Raw genomic sequence first — 21580 nt, 5'->3', positions numbered from 1 at the left:
GTCATTGTGACCAAAGAAGAACTGCATATTGCGCTGCATTCAGGGAGGCTTTCAAAAGCTGATGTCGACATGCTGGTGGACAAACTCATCCTTCAGCCAACTATGGTTGGGGCATTACTGAATGAGATACAGATTGAAGAAAAGGAAGGTACCTATAACGCCAGTTGGACGTTTCGGCATCTGATTGAAAAGAAATTAGACTATATATTGCCTTACTTTGATGATTTCACTGAAATGCTGGAAAATTTGAAATCCGAAGCGACCATCCGTGCCATGGCTTGTGTCTGTGAGATGGTGTGCGTAGCGTATTTCAAAAAGAAAGACCCTGCTTTCCAAAAAAATGTCACTGACGAGCATTTGGAAAAAATCATGACAGCCTGTTTTGATTGGCTCATCAGTGATATGAACATGGCGCCAAAGGTCTTTTCCATGACCAGCCTCTATTATTTGGGGCAAAAATTCGACTGGGTATACCCTGAGTTGCGCCAAGTTTTGGAAGATACCTACGCCACTGGCACCACAGGTTATCAAAACCGGGCCAAAAAAACCCTGGACAAGTTGGCCCAAATAGGCCATTAAACTCTACGAGTTTGAGTATCTTTGCAACTTTCAAAATCGTTCGTAGCAATGTCCCTAACACAACTCAACGCCATTTCACCCATTGATGGCCGATACAGAAACAAGACCAAAAGCCTAAAGGATTATTTTTCTGAAGAGGCGCTTATCAAGTACCGTGTTCAGGTTGAAATTGAGTATTTCATTGCGCTTTGTGAAATTCCATTACCGCAATTGGCCGATTTTGACGCAAAGAAATTTTCCGAACTTCAGAATATCTACAAGAATTTTTCTTCGGAAGATGCGCAAGCCATTAAGGATATTGAAAAGGTCACCAATCATGATGTAAAGGCGGTTGAGTATTTCATCAAACAACAATTTGATGCGCTGGGATTGCAAAAACATAAGGAGTTTATCCATTTTGGGTTGACTTCACAGGATATCAACAACACCGCCATTCCGCTTTCCATCAAAGAGGCCATGAACGAGGTGTATGTGCCTTCCTATTTTGAAGTTTTTGAAAAACTAAAGGAACTTGCCGCGGCATGGGCGGACATTCCCATGTTGGCACGAACTCACGGGCAACCTGCCTCCCCTACCCGATTGGGCAAGGAAATTGAGGTTTTTGTGGAACGTTTCAAGGAGCAGTTCAATTTATTGAATGATATTCCCAGTGCGGCCAAATTTGGCGGTGCCACCGGAAATTACAATGCCCACAAAGTTGCGTATCCCCAAACGGATTGGAAAGCTTTTGGAAAGCAATTTGTACAGGAGAAATTGGGCTTGCACCACTCCTTCCCTACTACACAAATTGAACATTACGATCACATGGCAGCCCTTTTTGATGCCTTAAAGCGCATCAATACCATCCTTATTGATTTGGACCGGGATTTCTGGACCTATATTTCAATGGATTACTTTAAGCAAAAAATCAAAAAAGGAGAAGTGGGTTCCTCGGCGATGCCGCACAAAGTAAATCCTATCGATTTTGAGAATTCCGAAGGAAATTTGGGGTTGGCCAATGCCGTTTTTGAGCATTTATCGGCCAAACTGCCTATTTCCAGACTGCAACGCGACTTAACGGACAGCACCGTATTGCGAAATGTAGGCGTTCCCTTTGCGCACACCTTGGTCGGGTTTCAATCTACCTTAAAAGGGTTGAACAAATTGGTATTGAATCAAGACAAGTTTGAGCAGGATTTGGAGAACAATTGGGCGGTGGTTGCTGAGGCCATCCAAACCATTTTGCGTCGCGAAGGCTATCCCAATCCCTACGAAGCCCTAAAGGGTTTGACCCGAACCAATGAGAAAATCACCCAAAAATCAATAGCAGATTTTATTGAAACCTTGGAGGTTTCGGATGCCATTAAAACGGAACTGAAGCGAATCACCCCAGCGAATTATACGGGGGTTTAAGTTTTGTTATTAATCAAAAGTGATTTGAAATTGGTACTTATGGAGCGTACGCAGCGATAGCAAGTATGATCTATACGCATTGTTGTGCTTTCGTTATTTCATCTCTTCCAATATGAGCTTCTCGACCTCATTGATTTCATCAACTAATCCACTTAGTTGTCTTATCGATTTTGATTCAGAAAAGTCCATCCAATCTTGGATAGCCTCTAGCGCCAAGATGATTTCATTCGTATTTTCGTCAATTCGCAATTCAGCTTTGAGTTCTTTTTGATTCTCTAATCGCTCTTCCAAGGTTCGCGAGCCGATGAGCATACTCAACCGTTCATTGACACCCATCCGTGCTCGATTGTCCAAACCTTCATCTACGGTTATCTTTTGTTGTAGACGTTGTAAACTGATGAGTTTGTTTCTTATTGCTTGAGGAATCAGAACAATCTCACCACTATTCTGCAATGATTCGGTTATACTGGTATTGGAATTGATTGGAAAACCTTCCATATTAAGTTGAAGCAGCATGTTGTACATAGTTTTGCGGCTAATCTTCTCGTCAGCAAAACGTTCAAGATATTCCCTGTAAGCTTGTCGCTGCTCTTCGAACTTGTTAATTATAAAATTTGCATGCGCTCGTTCTCTATCCAGGTCTGCCAATATCTCATGGTAATTTTGATTTACCTTGATTTGTTGCTTCCTATTTTCATTCCAATTATTTATCTGAAGCGCAATTAAAATTCCGATAACCACTAGCACAATTTCACCAATGGCATAAAACAAATACTTGCTGAATTTATTTTCAGAAAGCAGTCTTTGTCTAATTTTTCTAAAGAACTTTATCATTGGTTAGCAGTTTCGGATAATGAAGCACAACGTTAAATGATAGGAATCGTTTTAATTGAATTATATCGCCCGACACTGAAACTAGTTCAGCAAAGGCCCCCGCCCGTAGGCAGGCAAGTATGAAGTTAGTCTTTTTTACTAAAACTTTGGAATCCACCAAATCACCCGAAAACTAGAAAGAATAAACTGAAGGGAAAACACCTGCAGTCAATTCCAATGCAACACGATATACGCCATGTTGCGTACCATTTTTTGTATTATTGTAATTGGCATTAATCTCTAAAAAGTAGTGAATATGGCATTCTACAATAAAATAAAATGGATACTTGGAATACTGATGATCTTTGTCTTGATCATCTCAACCAACCTAATCGATAAGAATAATTTTGTCCGGGTCCGTGATTCAGTAGTAACCATATACGAAGACCGATTGGTGGCCAAAGAGCTGATTTTTGAAATGCTAAAGTCTATCCATCAAAAAGAATTGGCTGTATCAGTATCGGATACCACTTTTTTCAATACTCAAAACGCAAAGGTCAACAATACCCTACAAGCTTTGGTTTCCAGATTTGAGCAGACAAAATTAACCTCTGAGGAGGCAAAAGTCTTTTCAGATTTAAAGAAAAACATAGCGTCGTTGGTAGCGGCTGAACGTCAGGTTTCAAACTCCGATTATGGTACTAATCCCCAAATTGGAAATCATATTGAGAAATTAAAAGACAATCTCAATGATTTATCCAAAATTCAGCTGATTGAGGGAAGTAGGCAAATGTCAATTAGCAAACGTGCCGTTGATACGGTAGAATTATTCACCCAAATTGAAATTTACATATTGGTGTTTCTGGCTATTCTTATCCAGATTATCGTGATGTACAAGCCAAAAGAAAAGGCTTAATTTCAAATTACGCTGTTTTAGGTTTTGAAAAACAATCAATAATCATCGTTGACCGCTTATTTGTCCATACCTAACCGACATAAAAGCCTCAAAGGGACAATACCATTATTCCTTCCGCTCAATATTGATGCGATGTGGATATGGAATCTCAATGCCGGCTTTATCTAAGGCCAATTTGCAGTTTTCATAGGTGTTAAAATAGACATCCCAATAATCTTTGGGTTCACAGAACGGTCTCACTGCAAAATTCACAGAGCTGTCCGCCAATTCCAAAACATTAACCGATGGTGCAGGGTCTTGCAGCACCTTCGGATTATCGGTGAGTACCTTCAATAGCACTTCTTTGGTTTTTTTGATGTCCTCACCATAGCCAACACCAATCACAGTATCGACCCGCATGCGGCCTTCGGCGGTAAAGTTGATGATATTTCCATTGGCCATGGCGCCATTGGGCACAATGGCCAGTTTGTTTTGGGGCGTCACCAATTTGGTGGTAAAAATCTCAATCTCCTTCACAACGCCTAGTACGCCTTGTGCCTCGATCAAGTCACCGATACGATAGGGTTTAAAAATCATGAGCAGAACCCCTCCTGCAAAATTGGACAACGACCCCTGCAGTGCCAACCCAATGGCCAAACCTGCAGCGGCTATCACCGCAGCAAAGGTGGTGACATCGACTCCCAATCGGGAAATCACAATAATGATCAAGAAAATCTTGAGGGCCCAGGAGAACAAATTCAACAAAAACCGTTGCAGGGATTCATCATATTTGCTTTTGGACATCACCTTTCGGGTTCCGCGTGTAATTTTTTTGATGATCCACATCCCCACGAGATAGATGAGGATCGCGGTGATGAGTTTGGGTCCAAATTCTTTGGCAAGGTCTAAACCGTAGTTCATCCATTCTTCTGCTTTTTCCATGATTGTATCGATTTGATGTGTTAGTGTTCTAATTATGAGACACTAAGATAAAAATATGGTCACAAAAGAATGTGCTGAATGTCCACAAATAAAAAAGGGTAGCATATGCTACCCTTTTTAAACTCTTTTGAAATTATTTGACGGTTATTCGGAGTACAATCAACTCTTTGTTAAAATCTTGATTTCCAGTTGACGTTTTTAGGGTGATTTCAACAATATCTAAACCCTTAAAGTCTCGTTTGGGAAGATAAAAATAAGTGGGGCCTCCTAATTCCTCATCCAATAAAATTTCGCTTGAGCTATATGCTTTAGGTTGTTTGGTAATAGTATACCCCCCTTCAACCGGGTTGTTCCCAAGATAATATCGCAATTCTTGATTAACATTCACATCGAGCTCTATAATGGTAACTGGAATCTCGACTTCACCATCACATGAGACAAACAACAAAATGCAAATAATATAAGTAAATATTCTCATCCCATTTTTTCTTTATTTCAAATACTAATACAAAGCATTCAATGCTAAAATATCAGTATTACTGAATTCGCCATTGGTATATAAACTGAAACAAGATAGGAAAACAGAATTCACATCAATATTCACCTGTGCAGGAGTGCCTGGTATATGAATTGCACCCACACCTGCATTGCCTTCGTTTCCACCAGAACCACATGATATCGCTCTATTAAAAAAGTCTGTATGCCTCATCCCCAAACAATGTCCAATTTCATGAGTAACCACATGTTCATTAACATTTATTGACTCGTTGTTTGTCGCCGCATTTATTCTTATTTCGCTGCCTGGATTTCCTGAACTTGGAAATACCGCAATCCCACCTGGCACATTGCTACCACTACCGTTATGGATAACAGCATTGATACCTGGGGTATAAAGGGGCCAAGATTCTTGCAAAGTACGTATCGTATAAAAATTTAAATCAAATTGTATTCCAAGATTTAAGTTATTGTAATTTTCAACTGCCTGTATCAAACCTTCGGCAACATGATCCATATTTTGGAAATAAAAAAAATTAATAGCCTTAATTTCTATAGTTCTCACTCCGTTGTTAACCGTAACCAAATTAGTTGTTCGGTAGTGAGAAATCAGGTCATTTCCTGTTTCAAAGTTTAATTTTGTATCTCCTTTGTCAATTTTTGAATGTCTAAACAAGTCATTTTCTTTTATATAGACGTCTTTTCCTATCTCATATACCTTTGAGACTTCTCCTGTTCTTGTATCCCTTGAATTGAAAATACGAACATATTCCCCTGCAAATCCTTCTTTTTGAAAAGATTCCAATTCTTTTTTAGACATTGTATAATCTTCAACTAAAAAAAGTTCTTTGTAATCATCAACTAAATCATTTAGTTCTTGTTCTGAAAGCAGGTTCTCATCCTCTTTCATTTCGGTAGTGCATGCCAGCAAAGTAAGCATAGCAAAAGACACCATAACTCTTGTTAAGTTCTTCATTTTTTAAAATTAAAAAGTTAGATAAAATTCGGGAGGTTGAGTAAAATCTTATCCCAAGATAAAGAATTATCTTTAATCAACTAAGAAAAGTTCAAAAACCAAATAACACTTTGACCTCCTTAGTTTTGAATAGTCTAGTAAATAAAAAAGGGCAGCATCTGCTACCCTTTTCTTCGTTTGTTGATTGATGTTTTTTTTATCCTTTAAGGAAATCGCCGATTTCACCCAGTCCTTCTCCTTTGTAATCCGATTTTTGGATGGCCTGCATTAACTGCATAATGTGTGCAGGATTCATATCCTTGCCTAAAACACGGACCAAGGCAAAACCTTTGTCGTCGCTGTCCCCATAGATAATGACCTCATCAATGGCCTCCTCATCACCCAAATATTTGATCACGCCTTTGCCATACTTTGAATTGATTTTCATCAACTCCACAAAATCATTTCCTTTTAGGATTTCCCGAACCTTTTTACGTTCCATTTCAAACTCGGCCGCATTGTCCGAATTCTTTCTAAAGGCCAAAAGATTGAATTTCCGTAGTGATTCCACGGCTTCTTTCTGCGTTGGATTTAAATCCACAGCATCCATTTTTAGAATGCTGGCAGGAACGTCAATGGAAATGAAATTCGGATTTTCTGAATTATCCACATAGTATTCCTGCAGGCTTTGTTGCGAGGAACAGGAGGCCAAAAGTAGGACCCCTGCTACCAAAACGCTTTTTATAAAATGTTTCATTTGTTCTTTTTTTGATTGATTGCTTTACTATAAATCGGCTGACAGCAATTGGTAGCTATTTTTGGTGTTTTGTTACACCCTACCAATCACTGTCAACAGATACAACCTTTTAGTTGTTCTTCCCTGCTTTGTTCAACTCTTCGGGAAGGTTCATTTTCTTGGTCAATGAATTGATTTTGTTCAAATCGATATCACCTGTAAGGGATAACAGAACGGTCTCAATTTTTCTGCCATCGGCTTCAATATTGCTAATATCGGAGACCAACATCAACAGTTCGCTTACGTGGTCATCATCCCTACCTTGTTTAATGTAAAACTTTACATTGGCTTCTTTGTCCTTCACACGCATAAGCTCTTCCATTTTTGAGGACCTCAAATAACTGTCCACCGAAGATTTCATATCAGAACCTATTCGTTCATTGTCCGTGGTAAACACCTTTAAGCTTTTAAGACTGCTGGCAATGTCCATAAAGTCCCTGGCTTCAGGGTCGTTCACCTCCACATCAATCTTTGCCAATAGGTTGAACATACTTTTGTTCACTACCACTGAGGTTACGTCGTCCATATCCTCGAACTTGTCGAACAAGGACTGTGAAAATCCGGCAAGGGGTAGTGCAGTCATCAATAGGATTAAAATATACTTCTTCATCTTTTTTCGATTTTTAATTGTTGTTGTAAATTTTTTGTTTTGCTTCTTCAAACTCTTTTAGGTAGGCCACCTTTTCGGTACCTCTGTTAAAGTTCTCCGCTAAGAGTTCAAAAGCTTTTTTGGTTTCTTGGTAAGCGTATTCTGCCTTTTCTTGCTCCAAACGCTTGTTTTCTTGGTATTGATTACCAAAATAGATGCCGAAGGTCAAAACTACCGCCGCTGCAACGGAAATCCACTTGTAATAGTTTACACTGGGTTTTAATGGAACCTGCTTGGTGTAGCGTTCTTCCTTGGCGATGGAAAAGTAGTTGAACATGGGCTTATATTGCTCAAGATGCGTGGCCACCTTCTCTTGCGAAAAATAATCCCGGAGCTGTTCCTCCTCGGCCACCGTAGTGTTGGCCTCAAAGTACTTTTCCACTAATTTTTCTATGTTATCCAATTCCATAGCTATGTTTTTTTATCAATTCTTCTCTTACTGTTTTTCGTGCTCTGGACAATGCCACCCGTACTGCGGTGGGTTTCATATCCAATAGGTCACATATTTCGTCAAATTCGTATTGCTCCACATCGCGCAGTTGCAATACCATTTTCTGCTGCTCCGGTAATTCTTTCATGATGCGTTCCATCCAACTTACGCTGTCCTCCGCCTCCAATTGGCGTTGTAATGAGGTACTTTCGTCGCTATAATTGCTGTGCACCAATTTTAGGTTACCGGCTTGTTTGGATTTTAATCGGTCCAAACAAAAATTCTTGGTCATGGTCATGGCAAAGGCCTCTACGTTTTTGTACTCTCCCATCGACTCGTTTCTCGACCATAGTTTCAGCAAAATTTCCTGGGTGGCATCCTCCGCTTCCTCCCTCGACACCAGAAGGCGTTTTGCCAGTCGGTAGAGTTTGTCCTTAAAGGGCATCACCACGTTTAAAAATTCAGCTTGTTTCATTGGTTGTTTTCGTTGTTTCAGGTCTTATTTATCGACCTACATTATCACGACGACGCATATCGAAAATTGTTACAAAAAATTTGTAATCTGCTTTTATGTACCTATTTTGTACTCGAAATTCGTAAGAATTTTTAAAATCGCCACCTAACTTACCAACCTCTTTTATAATGGAATGAATATTGAGGTATTCCGAAAAACGTTGCTATGAAAAAATATGTTCTTTTGTTCTTGGGGTTGTCGTTGCTGATGGTATCTTGCAGTAATGATGACAACCAGATTAAAAATGGGGAAACCCCACAACTTCTTCCAGGTTCCGATGCCATTACACAGCATTTTATGTGGCAGGCCATGAACCTCTGGTATTTTTGGCAAGGTGATGTGAATGACCTTTCCGATACCCGGTTTACATCGAACCAGCAATACACAGATTTTTTGGAGGCCACTCCAGGCCCCGAAGATTTTTTCTTTGACGTGCTTCTTTTTGATGAGGACCGTTTCAGTTTTTTGAATAGCGACTATTCGGAATTGGTCAATAATCTATCTGGGGTGTCCCGAAGTAATGGATTGGAATTCAATCTTGTGCGATTTAGCGGCAGCGATGATATTTTTGGATACGTTATTTACATTGTCCCTAATTCCGATGCTTCAACAAAAGCAATTCAACGTGGGGATATTTTCACCCGGGTTGATGGACAACAATTGACCATCAATAATTACGTCAGCCTTTTATATGGAAGCAATACCAGCTATACCTTAGGGATGGCGGATATTGTAGGCAATGAGATTGTGGATAATGCTACAGAGGTGGCCCTAACCAAGGTTGAAAATCAGGTTGAAGACCCCATTTTGGTGGCCGAAACCCTTGATGTGAACGGAACCAAGGTCGCTTATTTAATGTATAACCGCTTTTTGAGCAACTTTAACGAACAACTCAACGCTGCTTTTGGGGAATTTATAGCCGAAGGCGCTACTGAACTGGTATTGGACATGCGTTACAATCCCGGGGGTTCTGTAAATACTTCCCGTCTTTTGGCCAGTATGGTTTACGGTACCAATACCAGCGACCTATACATAAGACAACGCTGGAACGCCAAGGTACAGGCGCAGCTCAGCGATGAACAACTGTCAGATTATTTTGCCAATTCCACAGGTTCCAGTGCTATCAACTCACTCAATCTGGATAGGGTTTTTGTCATTGCAACCAATGACTCAGCCTCCGCTAGTGAACTGGTCATGAATGGTCTTGCTCCTTATGTAGATGTCATTCATATTGGCGAAACCACACGAGGCAAAAACGAATTTTCCATCACATTGGTAGATGATATCGACAATGCTTTTATTTATGCCAGTGACCGTGAGGATGAAATTAACCCAGACAATAGTTGGGGTATCCAACCTTTGGTGGGCAGAAATGAAAATGCAGATGGTTTTTATGATTACACCAGCGGTCTTGTTCCTGATATTACCCTTGTAGAAGATTTGGCCAATCTAGGTGTGCTTGGCGATACCAACGAGCCACTTTTAGCCCGTGCCCTTGAAGAAATTACTGGAGTTGCCAGCAAAGTGAGCTTTTCAGCGCAAATGCCCGCAAAATCCTTTGCCAGTTCAAGATTTCAGACCGCTGCCAAAGACAATATGTATTTGGACAAACCTTTGGATATCGATTTTACCCAATTGGATTTCACCAAAGAATAAAAAAAGCGGCCAATGGCCGCTTTTCTCTTAGAAATTAAGGTCCATCCCGACCCTAAAATTCCGTCCCAGCGTAGTATAACCAAGGATTTCCGTGTATTCTTCATTAAGCAGATTGTCTGCACTTAAGAACAAATTGAGTTTATTGGGGATAAGTTCATGCCCAATGTACAGATTGATTAAGGAAAAAGATTCCAAAGCAACATCTGTAAAGGTATTGAAGTCGGTATCGAATCGTTCTCCAGTGTAGGCGTAATTCAATGTCAAATTGGTGGTTTTGCAAAGTTGATATCCCACATTCAAATTGGCTTTGTGTTTTGGAATTCGGATGGCGTTATCACCCTTTCTTTCCGTAAAGGTGTAATTGGCATCCAAAGTCAAGGCATCGAAAGGACGCCAAGAAGCTTCAACCTCTACCCCATTTGCATTGATTTCATCCGAAAGGTTAATACTCATGAAATTCTGATCGTATCCAATAGTGTTCTTTTCGTTTCGGTCAAAATACAAGGCACTCACCCTAAACTTTGTATTGATAGTGTACTCAATTCCTCCTTCAAGTGTTCTGTTTTCTTCAGGTTCCAAGTCAGGATTACCACCAAAAGCGCCAAACAGTTGGGTTAAATTGGGCGTGATGTACGAAGTCGCATACGAGCCCAACAGCTTCACATACCCTTCCGAAGTGGAAAAAACGTAAGATGGGTTAACATTATAGACAAAGTGGTTTCCATATTCCGAATGTGTATTCAATCGTCCGCCCACATTCAAGTTTAAACCAAAATCGGAGACATAGACCACATTCGCGTAGGGGTCCAGAATAGTGAACTCCGCATCATCGGAAAAAACCGCCTCGTCCTTGCTGTAGTTCACCCCCAAAATGGTGTGCCAGCTATCCGCAAAAACATATTTATTATACAGGTCCACCACAATATTGTTCCCTTCCGTGGTGCTTTCACCAAAGGTGTCCCTAGAATTGGTTTCATAATCCGTGTAGGCGGCATTCAATTGAATTGAACCCTTTCCGTAGCCAAAAGAGGAAGACACTCCAACCCTTTTTTGGTCACTTTTGCCCAGGTTTGGAGCATCCGCTGAGGAAGCATCATATTCATTGCTGTATTTGGTCTGATTTCCATATAAAGAAACCTGAAAATCCTTGGAGAATTGATAGCCAAATCGTGTATTGGTGCTGAAATGGGAAAAAACATCTTCCTCATTTTCGGGGGTTACCGATGCAGAAAGTCTACTTCTATACCGATTTGAAAAATCAACAACATAGCTGAATTTGTCCAGAGTACCGTTAACGGACGCCGAATTGGCAAAATTGCCCAGATTGTAATTTTGGTCCTCCGCGGTTTGACTGGTCCCTACGCTACTTTGAAAAGTTCCGGCAATGGGCTTTTTGGCACTCCCTTTTGTGGTGATGTTGATGACCGCCGTAGCCGCATTAGTCCCATAAAGGGTACTGGCTGCTCCTTTAATGATTTCAATCGAGGCAATGGTCGATGGCGACAACAACCGCAAATCGTATTCCGGCGAAAATGTAGAAGGGTCAGAAACCCGAACCCCATCAATCAGCACCAAAACCTGTTTTCCACGACCACCGCGCGCAAAAACACCCAAGACATCGCCATCTCGACCACGACTTCCGGCAATTTCAATACCGCTCTTGGTATTAATGATTTCGGCCACCGTTCGCCCTTGGTTTCGCTCCAGCTCTTGCGCGGTGATTTTTATCACCGTTTTTCCGGAATTTTCACGTTTCAATTCAAATTTGGAATCGCTCACCACCACTTCTTGCAGTTCTTGCAGTGGAATGGAATCTTTCTGCTGTTCCTGCGCAGAAAGCCCATGAACTGCCAAAATAGCGGCAGATACCCATAAATAACTTTTTTTCATTTCGTTTACGAGAATAAACGGGAGAATAGTATGATACCCATACGTAAACTTTTATCCCGAAAGTTTAACATTGTTTGTTTGAATTTGGCAGGTCTCCTGACTTGCGTCTTGCCAACGACCTTCCCACCCATTGGGCAGTGGTTTTGAAGTTGTGGCAAGCACCTCCTACGTACTGATGCTCAAAACATCAGTGCCGATTCGGCACAGCTTACAGTTGCGGGAACAGCTCCGGATTTGCACCGGATTCCCTTTTAATCATGGGAAGCAAGGGCTTCTCATGAACCAAAATTCAGCACGAATGTAATCAATCTGTTTAATCTTTTCTTGCAAAAGTTAAATAATATTACTTTTGGGGCTATGGTTAAAAATCGGCTGTTACATCTCTTCTTGAGTGGGTTCGTTTTGATTTTATTCATCGGTTGTGGTGAGAAAAAAAAGGAACTTCCCCTTGAACAAAGCACCTCAGAATCTGGGATTCAATATGCTACGGGTTTCACCATCAAAAAGAACACTGATTTTACCGAAATTGAGGTTACTTCGGCATGGCCCGGAGCCAAAAAAAGTTTTACATACGCGTTGGTTCCCCGGGAAAAAATGCCCTCTATGACATTACCAAGGGATGCCTATGATGCCATCATTGCCACTCCTGTTCAGCGCATGGTGGTCACATCCACCACACATATTCCTTCCTTGGAGGCACTTGGTGTTTTGAATACCGTGGTTGGATTTCCCAATACAGACTTGATTTCTTCGGAAGAAGCCCGAAAATTGGTGGAAGATGGCCAGATAAAGGAATTGGGAACCAATGAAAACATCAACACCGAAATGGTACTGGAACTCAACCCAGAAGTTGTCATAGGCTTTGGGATAAACGACACGAACAAGGCGTATAGTACGGTTCAGCAGTCCGGAATTGCAGTGGTTTATAATGGGGATTGGGTAGAGCAAACTCCTTTGGGAAAAGCGGAATGGATTAAATTCTTTGCCCCCTTCTTTCAAAAGGAGGAAGAGGCGGACCGCATTTTTTCGGAAATTGAAACCGCATATACTGATGCAAAAATACTGGCGCAACAAGCAACGGAAAAACCTACTGTTTTAACTGGTGGATTGTACAAAGATGTTTGGTACGTGGCCGGAGGAAAAAGCTGGATGGCGCAATTCTTAACCGATGCCAATGCGGATTACATTTGGAGTGAAACCGAAAATACCGGAAGCATCGGATTGAGTTTGGAGGCTGTACTTGAGAAAGGCCAACAGGCCGATTTTTGGTTCAATCCGTCCTCGCATACTACGTATGAAGAAGTGAAGCTGGCCAACGCCCATTACCAACAGTTTAAGGCATTTTCCAAAAAAAATATCTTTTCCAATGCGATTGAAAAAGGTGACAAGGGTGGACTAATTTTCTACGAATTGGCCCCACAACGACCTGATTTGGTTTTGAAAGATCTTATTCACATTCTTCATCCAGATTTGCTTCCTGATTACAAACCACATTTCTTTAAACCCCTACGCTAAATGCGCTCAACAAAATCATATCGATTTTCTTTTGCGCTGATTTTTGTGGCCTTATTGCTCGCATGGCTGCTGAACATCAGCTCGGGGTCGGTCAGCATTCCGTTTGGGGCCACGCTATCCTCTCTACTAAGCAACCCAGTGGATGTGCCTTCATGGCAGTACATTATTTGGGAGTATCGAATTCCCAAGGCGTTTACCGCCATTTTGGTGGGGGGTGGATTGTCTTTAAGCGGGTTGTTGATGCAGACGTTGTTCAGGAATCCTTTGGCGGGACCCTTTGTTTTGGGCATTAGTTCAGGCGCCAGTTTGGGAGCTGCATTATTGCTGATGGGTACTTCGCTCTTAACAGGATTGACCTCTATCGCTTTTTTAAGTGATTTCTCAATGGCCGTTGCCGCCAGTGTAGGTAGTTTTTTGGTGTTGCTCGTTGTGATGTTGGTGGCGCAGCGCATTAAAGATACCATGGCGCTATTGATCATTGGGTTGATGTTTGGTAGTATAACTTCGGCCTTAGTAAGCGTTTTGGCCTATTTTTCAAGTGCCGAAAGTCTTCAGCGCTTTATTTTTTGGTCTTTTGGAAGTGTGGGCGACCTTACTTCTGAACAAGTGTTGCTTTTGAGTGGCATCGTACTTTTGGGAACCTTGCTTTGCATCTTATCCATCAAAGCGCTCAACGCCTTTTTATTGGGTGAAAATTATGCATTGAGCCTTGGGGTTTCGCTGAAAAAATCAAGATTGGTCATTATTATTGCTACAGGTGTACTAGCGGGCGGTATTACTGCATTTGCAGGACCGATTGCTTTTGTGGGATTGGCAGTTCCCCACCTCACGCGACAAATTTTTGATACGATGGAACACCGCATCTTGATTCCAGCCGTATTTTTGTATGGTGCCATTTTGATGTTGTTGTGTGACACACTGGCTCAATTACCCAATACAGCCAACGTGCTACCCATCAATGCGATAACTTCGTTGGTAGGCGCTCCAGTAGTGATATGGCTTTTGGTACGCAAACGAAAAATGATGTTCTAATGGTTGAACAGAAGAATTCCATAATCACCCTGAAAGAATTGATCGTTGGTTACGGTAGCAAAGCGGTTGCCAAAAACATCAGTTTCACCTTAGAACCGGGGGTACTCTGCGCAATTGTTGGTGTCAATGGTGTTGGCAAATCCACCTTATTACGGACTTTGGCCAACTTTCAACCCAAATTGGACGGTACCATTGACATCCAAAACAAGGCACTTGAAAAACATTCACCGCCAGAACTCGCGCAAAAATTGAGCGTGGTACTGACAGAACAACCTGCCTCCAAAAACTTGACGGTTCAAGAATTGATTGCTTTGGGACGGCAACCCTACACCAATTGGATTGGAACATTGACTTCTTCAGACAAAGAACACATCCAAAAAAGCATGGATGCCTTTTTGCTGGAAAAGCTTCGATTTTCTAAATGTCATGAGTTAAGTGATGGTCAATTGCAGCGCGTTTTGATAGCCCGTGCCATGGCTCAGGATACCCCTTTAATCCTGCTCGATGAGCCTACAACGCATCTGGACCTTTATCATAAAGTTCAGATTCTGAAAATGCTCCAACAACTGGCCCACCAAAATGATAAGACCATCATTTTTACTACCCATGAGATTGATTTGGCCATTCAGCTATGCGATAAAATCCTGATTTTGGACGGCAACACCAATCCCTTTGGTAACCCTTGCGAATTGATTGAACAAAAACATTTTGAGCAATTATTTCCTTCGGAAATGGTACAGTTTGATGCCAAGACCGGTTCGTTTAAAGTGAATAAGTAAGTTCATTTTCCCTTCCCTGCATCGATTGGAATCTGTTATCTTTATCCTGTAGAAATCGTTATGAGCACTGAATTGATTTACATTATTATTGGCGTTTTGGCCCTTGCCATAGGGTTGTTTGTGGGCATCTATATTCAAAAGTTAAAGACTAAATCCAACGAAAGTGTTTGGGGAGAACGGGAACAACAGTTAAATGCCAGTATCAAATCACTAAATGATAAACTTCTATTTAGTGATGAAGAGAAAAAACAACTCCAATCCGAAAAGGAGCAACAAGGTAACCAACTGGTCCGCTACCAAGCCGATTTAGAAAACCTGCAACGTATCAATACCGAACAAAAGGAGGAAGTACAAAAGCTTCAGGAAAAATTCACCAAGGAATTTGAAATCTTGGCCAACAAGATTTTGGAGGAAAAGAGCGAGAAATTCACCAAGAGTAACAAAGAAAATATTGAAAACATCCTCACTCCACTCAATAAAAAAATTAAAGAGTTTGAGGAGAAGGTGGAAAAATCCCAAAAAGAAAACATCAGCATCCACTCTGCTCTAAAAGAGCAGTTGCTCAATCTACAGAGCCAAAACCTAAAAATTACCCAAGAAGCGGAAAACCTTACCAAAGCTCTAAAGGGGGACAGTAAAATGCAAGGAAATTGGGGCGAACTGGTTTTGGAACGGGTGTTGGAAAAATCTGGTTTAGAGAAAGATAGGGAATACAGCGTTCAGCAAAGCTTTACCCGAGAAGAAGGCGGCAGGGTAATGCCCGATGTTATCATTCACTTACCCGATGGCAAAAAAATGGTGGTGGATTCCAAGGTGTCGCTTACCGATTACGAACGTTTCACCAATGCGGATGAAGATGACAAACCTAAATTTTTGAAAGACCATATCAATTCACTGCGACGGCACGTAGAACAACTATCCTCCAAAAAGTATGAGGATCTCTACGAAATGGAAAGTCCGGATTTTGTGCTCATGTTTGTTCCAATTGAACCCGCCTTCGCAATTGCCGTGAATGAAGACAATTCGCTTTACAACAAAGCTTTTGAGCAAAATATTGTTATTGTTACACCTTCCACCTTGTTGGCCACGTTACGAACCATCGATACCATGTGGAGTAATGAAAAACAACAACGGAATGCCCTAGAAATTGCTCGACAAGCTGGAGCTCTTTACGATAAGTTCGTTGGTTTTATGAGCGATTTGACCCAAGTAGGGAAAAAGATGGACGATGCCAAAGGAGAATATAAGAATGCCATGAACAAGTTGTTTGATGGTCGAGGTAATATTGTGACCAGTATTGAAAAGTTAAGAACCATGGGAGCCAAAGCCAAAAAAGCCTTGCCAGAACCAATTTTAAAGCGAGCCGAGGAGGACGATTTTGAGGAAAATCCAAAACTTGAACTATAACCCGTGAAAAAGATTCTATTTATTGCCATTTCTGTGATTGTGCTTGGAGTGGTTGGCTATTTTGCCTTTATCTACTACGTGCCTTACAGTGAAGGGTATCGTTCTGGCGAATTGATCAAATTCAGCCGCAAAGGGGTTTTGGTCAAAACTTGGGAAGGCCAAATCAGTCAAGGGCTTTCCGGAACTAATGTATTTTCATTTTCTGTGGAGGACAAGGAAGCGGACATCATTGAAAAGATGAAAGAATATCAAGGAAATTATATAAAAGTGACCTACAAAGAACGGTACGCCACCTTTTTCTGGTTGGGCGATACCAAATACTTCATCACCGAGGTACAAATGGAGCCGTCACCCCTATTTAGAAATCAATGAAAAAATTTAAATCGTCCAAAGAAAGCAGGGTCGCCATTACCGAACTGATGCTTCCCTCCCATTCCAATTTTGGGGGAAAAGTTCATGGTGGGCACATCCTTAATCTTATGGACCAAATTGCCTTTGCCTGTGCTTCCAAGCATTCGCAGAGTTACTGCGTTACCGCATCCGTCAATCGGGTGGATTTTTTAAACCCCATTGAAGTTGGTGAGCTGGTCACGCTGAAAGCTTCCATCAATTACACCGGAAAAACTTCCATGGTGGTTGGAGTTCGGGTGGAATCTGAAAATGTGACCACCGGAGAGGTCAAGCACTGCAACTCTTCCTATTTCACTATGGTTTCCAAAGGAAAAGATGGCAAAAACAAAACGGTACCCGGATTGATTCTAAAAAGCAAACAGGATATCCGTCGTTTTGCCAGAAGTAAGGAACGGAAACAGTCTGCCTTCAGTCGTGACAGCAGATATGAATCGACCAACTTTAAGGTGAATGAGTTTTTGGAGTTTTTGGAAGGTGAAAATGCTCAAATGGATTTGGATTAGTCAAGGTCTGCTGCTGCGTCCTCATCCAAAAACCAGACTAAATTTCCAGATTTTGGGTCAACCAAAGTGGCCGGATACTCTTTTGAACCTTCGGTTTTTTCCACCACAGCCTTCACTTTTTTCGCTTTTGAGGCACCAGTGACCAAAAAAGCGACTTCTTTGGCTGCATTAATGACTTTACCATTGATGGAAACCCGCTGCTGGCCAGATTCTGGGTGCGTGGCCACCACACAATGGTCTTCGGCATTCCACAAATTAATTTGATGCGGAAAAATGGATGCAGTGTGTCCATCATCACCCATGCCTAAAATGACCAAATCAAATTGGGGAGTTCCCTCTACCTCATTCAAATTGATTTCCAACAGATTGGCATAACATATCGCTTCAGTATTTGGCTCTTCTTCTCCACGAATCCTATGGATATTGGCTTCGGGCACATCAATTTTGGAGAAAAGGTGTTCCACCGTCATTTTGTAATTGCTCTCATCATCGGTTGGCGGTACACAACGCTCATCACCCCAATAAAAATGAACCTTGCTCCAATCCATCTTATCCGAAAAGTTAGCAGCCAACACATCAAACACAATTTTTGGAGTACTTCCTCCGGAAAGGGCCACATGAAATGGCTTCCCTGTATTTGCCTTCTCCACAAAATAGGCTGAAAACTGTTCTGCTACTTCTTGCTTGTCTCTATATATTTTTAACTCCATTAGACCTTGATTTCATTCGTTCTCGACTTTTCTTTCGACTACGCTCAGGATGACACCCCGAACTGACAATTGTTAATTGTTTATTGCTAATTGAAATCAGCAAATCACACAATACCCAGGGTCATCGGCCAAATTCTCTCCCGGATTACGCCAAATACCATTGCCATCAATTAAATCATCAGCATTTTCGGGACCCCAAACACCGGCGGCATACCCATACATGCGGACATCTTTTCCACTTTTCCAGTAGTTAAGGATTGGGTCCACAAATTCCCAAGCGGCCTCAACTTCATCAGCACGAGCGTAAAGGGTGGCATCCCCTTGCATGGCATCCAACAACAAACGTTCGTAGGCCTCCATGACATAGGTTTCAGCCAAGCTTGAATAGTAAAAATCCATATTGGCACGCTCCACTTTAAAGCCCTGGCCAGGCACTTTTACCCCGAATTTTATCAAAATACCTTCATCAGGTTGAATTCGTATGACCAATTTATTGTCCCGATGCATCCCTGACTCTTGAAAAATTTGATGATGGGGCTCTTTAAAGTGAATCACAATCTCCGTAACCTTGGTGGGCATGCGTTTGGCCGTCCGTACGTAAAACGGAGTTCCATGCCAACGCCAGTTGTCCACATAAAATTTGATGGCCGCATAGGTTTCGGTTGTGGAATCTGGGTCCACACCATCCTCTTCACGATAGCCTTTCACTTTATTTCCGTTGATTTCCGAAGCTACATATTGCGCACGAATGGTGTTGTCGTACAGGGTCTGTTCGTCCTTCATCACCCGTAGGGATTTCAAGGCCTTCACTTTTTCATTTCGAATTTCTTCTGCATCATCGCCAATCGGTGGTTCCATTACCACCAAAGAAACAAGTTGCAATAAATGGTTTTGGAACATATCGCGCAACGCACCCGATTTATCATAATATCCCCCTCGTTTTTCAACCCCAACACTCTCGGCATTGGTAATTTCCACATGATGAATGTAGTTTCGGTTCCAAAGTGGTTCGAAAATGCTATTTGAAAATCGTGTGACCAACAAATTCTGAACTGTTTCCTTTCCCAAATAATGGTCTATTCGATAAATCTGATGTTCCTCAAAAAATCGGTGCAAACCCTTGTTCAGATTTTGGGCGGTTTCCAGACTATACCCAAACGGTTTTTCCACAATGAGCCTTTTCCAGCCATGGTTTTGGGTGTTCATTTCAGCATCGGCGAGGTTTTTGGCCACCGTCTCATACAAGGTTGGAGGTGTGGAAAGGTAATAGATAATGTTCCCAGAGGTGTCATGCTTATCCTTTAAGGCTTCAACACGCTTTCGCAACGGAGCATAATCTGTATCGTAATCCTTGCCTAAATCTTCATAGTAGAGCACATCCGCGAATGCTTTTACTTTACTTTCTGGAGCATCCTTGATTTTATCCTTCAGGTAGGGACTTTTATATACCACTCTATCACGAAAATCCTCGTCACTCATATCACTCCGGCTTGCTCCCAAGACCACAAAGTTTTTGGGGAGGTGTCCCGCTAAATGGAGATTGAAGAGGCCCGGAATCAATTTTCGAGCGGTTAAATCGCCTGATGCCCCAAAAATTACGAGCATCTGGTTATCGGTCTTTTTCATAGCTATATGATTTTTGCTGCATGAATCTTTCAAATGGCCATCCCGATTTCAGTTGGGGCCATTATTATTTGAGCGTAACGAATATAAGGTTTATTTTAGGTTCAGATTTCAAATAATGGCCTACTTAGCGTAGACTTGACGTAAGTGGTTAAAAATAAAGAACATGACAAAGAAGTATGATTTTGGGCTCGTTGGCCTTGGCGTGATGGGACGCAATTTTATTCTGAATGTGGCCGATAATGGCTTTACAGCATTCGGAAATGACTTGGATGATGAAAAAGTGAATGCCTTGATTTCCGAAGGTGGCGATACAGAAAAAGTGAATGCCTCCACCGATGTAAAAACCTTTGTGGATGCATTGGCCACACCCCGAAGAATCATGCTTTTGGTCCCTGCTGGAAAAGTGGTGGACATTGTCATTGAAAGTTTGCTCCCCCATTTGGATAAAGATGATATCATTATCGATGGCGGGAATTCCTTTTTTACTGATACCGACCGACGCGAGGCGTATCTGAAAGAAAAAGGAATCAACTTTTTTGGCGCTGGGGTTTCCGGCGGAGCTAAAGGTGCCCGATTGGGACCTAGCATTATGCCCGGAGGCTCACGGGATGCCTATCAACACGTAAAGCCCATTTTTGAAGCGGTTTCCGCGAAATACAAAGGAGAGCCTTGTGTGGCCTATTTGGGTCCAAAATCTGCCGGAAACTATGTAAAAATGGTGCACAATGGCATTGAATATGGGTTGATGCAACTCACTTCGGAAATCTACGATCTTTTGAAAAAGGCAGGCGGACTCTCCAACGAAGAACTCCATGGTACGTTTTCCAGTTGGAATGCAGGTAGATTGCAATCGTTTTTGGTGGAAATCACATCAGAAATCTTTGAACAAAAGGATGATTTGGGTGATGGCCATCTCGTGGATAAAATATTGGACAAGGCCAAGCAAAAGGGAACCGGAAAATGGACCTCCCAAAATGCAATGGACTTGGGTATTCCCATTCCCACCATTGATGTGGCCGTGAGTATGCGTGAAATTTCCGCCCTCAAGGATGAACGGGTCAAAGCAGATGCATTGTATGGTCGCCCTACTCCAAAATCGGTTGACAAAGCTGATTTTACCAACAAAGCAGAACAGGCCCTCTATTTTGCCTTTATCGTCACCTATGCGCAGGGCATGCACCAATTGGCCGATGCCTCCAAAGAGTACGGTTACGAACTGGAATTGGGTGAGATTGCTAAAATCTGGCGTGCAGGTTGCATCATTCGTGCGGCCTTATTGGCGGACATCACCGAAGCTTACCGAGCCAATGAAAATTTGGAGAACCTTTTGTTGTCCCCCTCTTTTGTGGAAAAAGTGCAGGAAACCGTGGCGGCAGCGCGAGAATTGGTTGCCTATGGAGCCACCAATGGCATTCCACTACCCGGACTGTCCAATGCCCTCACCTATTTTGATGCGTATACGAGCAGCCGTTTGCCGTTGAACCTGATTCAGGCGCAGCGCGACTACTTTGGTTCGCATACGTATGAGCGTGTGGACAAAGAAGGGATTTTCCATACAGAGTGGGAGGAATAACTGCTGTTTGGAGCTTAT

Annotated in this window: 22 protein-coding genes and 1 riboswitch; of the genes, 11 read left to right on the top strand and 11 right to left on the bottom strand. The window is 42.0% G+C overall.

Annotated elements, in window-relative coordinates; translation table 11 throughout:
• Nucleotides 1-6 precede the first annotated feature (6 nt).
• The gene (locus tag ACFSJE_RS00920) at nt 7-579 is read left to right on the top strand and encodes a hypothetical protein (RefSeq protein WP_379829097.1); all 573 of its coding nucleotides are present in this window, start codon (nt 7-9) and stop codon (nt 577-579) included.
• A 48-nt stretch (nt 580-627) separates the two neighbouring features.
• Nucleotides 628-1971 carry an adenylosuccinate lyase gene (gene purB / locus ACFSJE_RS00915; RefSeq protein WP_379829096.1) on the top strand — a complete coding sequence of 448 codons (1344 nt, stop codon included), beginning with the start codon at nt 628-630 and terminating at the stop codon, nt 1969-1971.
• 93 nt (nt 1972-2064) lie between these two features.
• Here the strand turns inward: purB and ACFSJE_RS00910 are convergent, their stop codons facing one another.
• Nucleotides 2065-2805, bottom strand: a complete 741-nt coding sequence (locus tag ACFSJE_RS00910) for a DUF6090 family protein (protein WP_379829095.1) — start codon at nt 2803-2805, stop codon at nt 2065-2067.
• Between the two features lie 295 nt (nt 2806-3100).
• On the opposite strand from ACFSJE_RS00910, the gene ACFSJE_RS00905 reads away from it, so the two are divergent.
• Nucleotides 3101-3700 carry an MCP four helix bundle domain-containing protein gene (locus ACFSJE_RS00905; protein WP_379829094.1) on the top strand — a complete coding sequence of 200 codons (600 nt, stop codon included), beginning with the start codon at nt 3101-3103 and terminating at the stop codon, nt 3698-3700.
• 105 nt (nt 3701-3805) lie between these two features.
• Here the strand turns inward: ACFSJE_RS00905 and ACFSJE_RS00900 are convergent, their stop codons facing one another.
• From ACFSJE_RS00900 to ACFSJE_RS00870, 7 genes are all read right to left on the bottom strand, one after another.
• Nucleotides 3806-4621, bottom strand: coding sequence for a mechanosensitive ion channel family protein (locus ACFSJE_RS00900; protein ID WP_379829093.1), 816 nt, complete (start codon nt 4619-4621; stop codon nt 3806-3808).
• Between the two features lie 133 nt (nt 4622-4754).
• Nucleotides 4755-5099, bottom strand: coding sequence for a hypothetical protein (locus ACFSJE_RS00895; RefSeq protein ID WP_379829092.1), 345 nt, complete (start codon nt 5097-5099; stop codon nt 4755-4757).
• A 24-nt stretch (nt 5100-5123) separates the two neighbouring features.
• Nucleotides 5124-6092, bottom strand: coding sequence for a M57 family metalloprotease (locus tag ACFSJE_RS00890; protein WP_379829091.1), 969 nt, complete (start codon nt 6090-6092; stop codon nt 5124-5126).
• A 196-nt stretch (nt 6093-6288) separates the two neighbouring features.
• A complete protein-coding gene (locus tag ACFSJE_RS00885; protein ID WP_379829090.1) occupies nt 6289-6828 on the bottom strand; it encodes a DUF4252 domain-containing protein in 540 nt (179 codons plus the stop codon).
• A gap of 109 nt (nt 6829-6937) precedes the next feature.
• Entirely contained in the window at nt 6938-7477 is a 540-nt protein-coding gene (locus ACFSJE_RS00880) for a DUF4252 domain-containing protein (RefSeq protein ID WP_379829089.1), read from the bottom strand.
• Between the two features lie 13 nt (nt 7478-7490).
• Nucleotides 7491-7925: a hypothetical protein gene (locus tag ACFSJE_RS00875; RefSeq protein WP_379829088.1), complete on the bottom strand. Its 435-nt coding sequence runs from the start codon at nt 7923-7925 to the stop codon at nt 7491-7493.
• Nucleotides 7912-8421 carry an RNA polymerase sigma factor gene (locus tag ACFSJE_RS00870; RefSeq protein WP_379829087.1) on the bottom strand — a complete coding sequence of 170 codons (510 nt, stop codon included), beginning with the start codon at nt 8419-8421 and terminating at the stop codon, nt 7912-7914. Before ACFSJE_RS00870 ends, ACFSJE_RS00875 begins: the two co-directional genes overlap by 14 nt.
• A 204-nt stretch (nt 8422-8625) precedes the next feature.
• Between ACFSJE_RS00870 and ACFSJE_RS00865 the strand changes: the two genes are divergently transcribed.
• Nucleotides 8626-10116, top strand: coding sequence for a S41 family peptidase (locus ACFSJE_RS00865; RefSeq protein WP_379829086.1), 1491 nt, complete (start codon nt 8626-8628; stop codon nt 10114-10116).
• 27 nt (nt 10117-10143) lie between these two features.
• Here ACFSJE_RS00865 and ACFSJE_RS00860 read toward each other — a convergent pair whose 3' ends face one another.
• Complete coding sequence (locus ACFSJE_RS00860) at nt 10144-12006, bottom strand: TonB-dependent receptor plug domain-containing protein (protein WP_379829085.1); 1863 nt, start codon at nt 12004-12006, stop codon at nt 10144-10146.
• Nucleotides 12007-12075: 69 nt separating this feature from the next.
• Nucleotides 12076-12308: riboswitch (cobalamin riboswitch) on the bottom strand.
• Between the two features lie 55 nt (nt 12309-12363).
• Here ACFSJE_RS00860 and ACFSJE_RS00855 point away from each other — a divergent pair.
• Genes ACFSJE_RS00855 through ACFSJE_RS00830 form a run of 6 tightly spaced genes read left to right on the top strand, consistent with a single transcriptional unit; the run spans nt 12364 to nt 17653 of the window.
• Nucleotides 12364-13521 (top strand): ABC transporter substrate-binding protein, encoded by a 1158-nt coding sequence (locus ACFSJE_RS00855; protein WP_379829084.1) that lies wholly within the window; start codon nt 12364-12366, stop codon nt 13519-13521.
• Entirely contained in the window at nt 13522-14553 is a 1032-nt protein-coding gene (locus ACFSJE_RS00850) for an iron chelate uptake ABC transporter family permease subunit (RefSeq protein ID WP_379829083.1), read from the top strand.
• The gene (locus ACFSJE_RS00845; protein ID WP_379829082.1) at nt 14553-15332 is read left to right on the top strand and encodes an ABC transporter ATP-binding protein; all 780 of its coding nucleotides are present in this window, start codon (nt 14553-14555) and stop codon (nt 15330-15332) included. Before ACFSJE_RS00850 ends, ACFSJE_RS00845 begins: the two co-directional genes overlap by 1 nt.
• A 60-nt stretch (nt 15333-15392) precedes the next feature.
• Nucleotides 15393-16739, top strand: coding sequence for a DNA recombination protein RmuC (locus tag ACFSJE_RS00840; protein ID WP_379829081.1), 1347 nt, complete (start codon nt 15393-15395; stop codon nt 16737-16739).
• Nucleotides 16740-16742: 3 nt separating this feature from the next.
• Nucleotides 16743-17111, top strand: a complete 369-nt coding sequence (locus tag ACFSJE_RS00835) for a 6-phosphogluconate dehydrogenase (protein WP_379829080.1) — start codon at nt 16743-16745, stop codon at nt 17109-17111.
• Nucleotides 17108-17653 carry an acyl-CoA thioesterase gene (locus tag ACFSJE_RS00830; RefSeq protein ID WP_379829079.1) on the top strand — a complete coding sequence of 182 codons (546 nt, stop codon included), beginning with the start codon at nt 17108-17110 and terminating at the stop codon, nt 17651-17653. The genes ACFSJE_RS00835 and ACFSJE_RS00830 overlap by 4 nt, the downstream gene beginning before the upstream one ends.
• Here the strand turns inward: ACFSJE_RS00830 and pgl are convergent.
• On the bottom strand, nt 17650-18363 hold the full coding sequence (pgl, locus tag ACFSJE_RS00825) for a 6-phosphogluconolactonase (protein ID WP_379829078.1): 714 nt from the start codon (nt 18361-18363) through the stop codon (nt 17650-17652). The two genes, ACFSJE_RS00830 and pgl, sit on opposite strands and share 4 nt — an antisense overlap.
• A 96-nt stretch (nt 18364-18459) precedes the next feature.
• Entirely contained in the window at nt 18460-19989 is a 1530-nt protein-coding gene (gene zwf / locus ACFSJE_RS00820) for a glucose-6-phosphate dehydrogenase (RefSeq protein ID WP_379829077.1), read from the bottom strand.
• Nucleotides 19990-20152: 163 nt separating this feature from the next.
• On the opposite strand from zwf, the gene gndA reads away from it, so the two are divergent.
• Nucleotides 20153-21562 carry an NADP-dependent phosphogluconate dehydrogenase gene (gene gndA / locus ACFSJE_RS00815; RefSeq protein WP_379829076.1) on the top strand — a complete coding sequence of 470 codons (1410 nt, stop codon included), beginning with the start codon at nt 20153-20155 and terminating at the stop codon, nt 21560-21562.
• Nucleotides 21563-21580 lie beyond the last annotated feature (18 nt).

It is taken from the genome of Flagellimonas iocasae (assembly GCF_042682725.1).
Lineage (GTDB): Bacteria > Bacteroidota > Bacteroidia > Flavobacteriales > Flavobacteriaceae > Flagellimonas > Flagellimonas iocasae.
The sequence above is the reverse complement of the archived record's forward strand: the minus strand, read 5'-3'. Positions and strand labels throughout refer to the sequence as shown.

What these genes read in the sequence shown, in the direction of transcription:
- ACFSJE_RS00870 (WP_379829087.1), bottom strand. Translation starts at nt 8,421, where the DNA reads ATGAAACAAGCTGAATTTTTAAACGTGGTGATGCCCTTTAAGGACAAA.
- zwf (WP_379829077.1), bottom strand. Translation starts at nt 19,989, where the DNA reads ATGAAAAAGACCGATAACCAGATGCTCGTAATTTTTGGGGCATCAGGC.
- ACFSJE_RS00885 (WP_379829090.1), bottom strand. Translation starts at nt 6,828, where the DNA reads ATGAAACATTTTATAAAAAGCGTTTTGGTAGCAGGGGTCCTACTTTTG.
- ACFSJE_RS00840 (WP_379829081.1), top strand. Translation starts at nt 15,393, where the DNA reads ATGAGCACTGAATTGATTTACATTATTATTGGCGTTTTGGCCCTTGCC.
- ACFSJE_RS00865 (WP_379829086.1), top strand. Translation starts at nt 8,626, where the DNA reads ATGAAAAAATATGTTCTTTTGTTCTTGGGGTTGTCGTTGCTGATGGTA.
- ACFSJE_RS00830 (WP_379829079.1), top strand. Translation starts at nt 17,108, where the DNA reads ATGAAAAAATTTAAATCGTCCAAAGAAAGCAGGGTCGCCATTACCGAA.
- gndA (WP_379829076.1), top strand. Translation starts at nt 20,153, where the DNA reads ATGACAAAGAAGTATGATTTTGGGCTCGTTGGCCTTGGCGTGATGGGA.
- ACFSJE_RS00905 (WP_379829094.1), top strand. Translation starts at nt 3,101, where the DNA reads ATGGCATTCTACAATAAAATAAAATGGATACTTGGAATACTGATGATC.
- ACFSJE_RS00855 (WP_379829084.1), top strand. Translation starts at nt 12,364, where the DNA reads ATGGTTAAAAATCGGCTGTTACATCTCTTCTTGAGTGGGTTCGTTTTG.
- ACFSJE_RS00895 (WP_379829092.1), bottom strand. Translation starts at nt 5,099, where the DNA reads ATGAGAATATTTACTTATATTATTTGCATTTTGTTGTTTGTCTCATGT.
- purB (WP_379829096.1), top strand. Translation starts at nt 628, where the DNA reads ATGTCCCTAACACAACTCAACGCCATTTCACCCATTGATGGCCGATAC.
- ACFSJE_RS00890 (WP_379829091.1), bottom strand. Translation starts at nt 6,092, where the DNA reads ATGAAGAACTTAACAAGAGTTATGGTGTCTTTTGCTATGCTTACTTTG.
- ACFSJE_RS00850 (WP_379829083.1), top strand. Translation starts at nt 13,522, where the DNA reads ATGCGCTCAACAAAATCATATCGATTTTCTTTTGCGCTGATTTTTGTG.
- ACFSJE_RS00845 (WP_379829082.1), top strand. Translation starts at nt 14,553, where the DNA reads ATGGTTGAACAGAAGAATTCCATAATCACCCTGAAAGAATTGATCGTT.
- pgl (WP_379829078.1), bottom strand. Translation starts at nt 18,363, where the DNA reads ATGGAGTTAAAAATATATAGAGACAAGCAAGAAGTAGCAGAACAGTTT.
- ACFSJE_RS00910 (WP_379829095.1), bottom strand. Translation starts at nt 2,805, where the DNA reads ATGATAAAGTTCTTTAGAAAAATTAGACAAAGACTGCTTTCTGAAAAT.
- ACFSJE_RS00900 (WP_379829093.1), bottom strand. Translation starts at nt 4,621, where the DNA reads ATGGAAAAAGCAGAAGAATGGATGAACTACGGTTTAGACCTTGCCAAA.
- ACFSJE_RS00860 (WP_379829085.1), bottom strand. Translation starts at nt 12,006, where the DNA reads ATGAAAAAAAGTTATTTATGGGTATCTGCCGCTATTTTGGCAGTTCAT.
- ACFSJE_RS00875 (WP_379829088.1), bottom strand. Translation starts at nt 7,925, where the DNA reads ATGGAATTGGATAACATAGAAAAATTAGTGGAAAAGTACTTTGAGGCC.
- ACFSJE_RS00880 (WP_379829089.1), bottom strand. Translation starts at nt 7,477, where the DNA reads ATGAAGAAGTATATTTTAATCCTATTGATGACTGCACTACCCCTTGCC.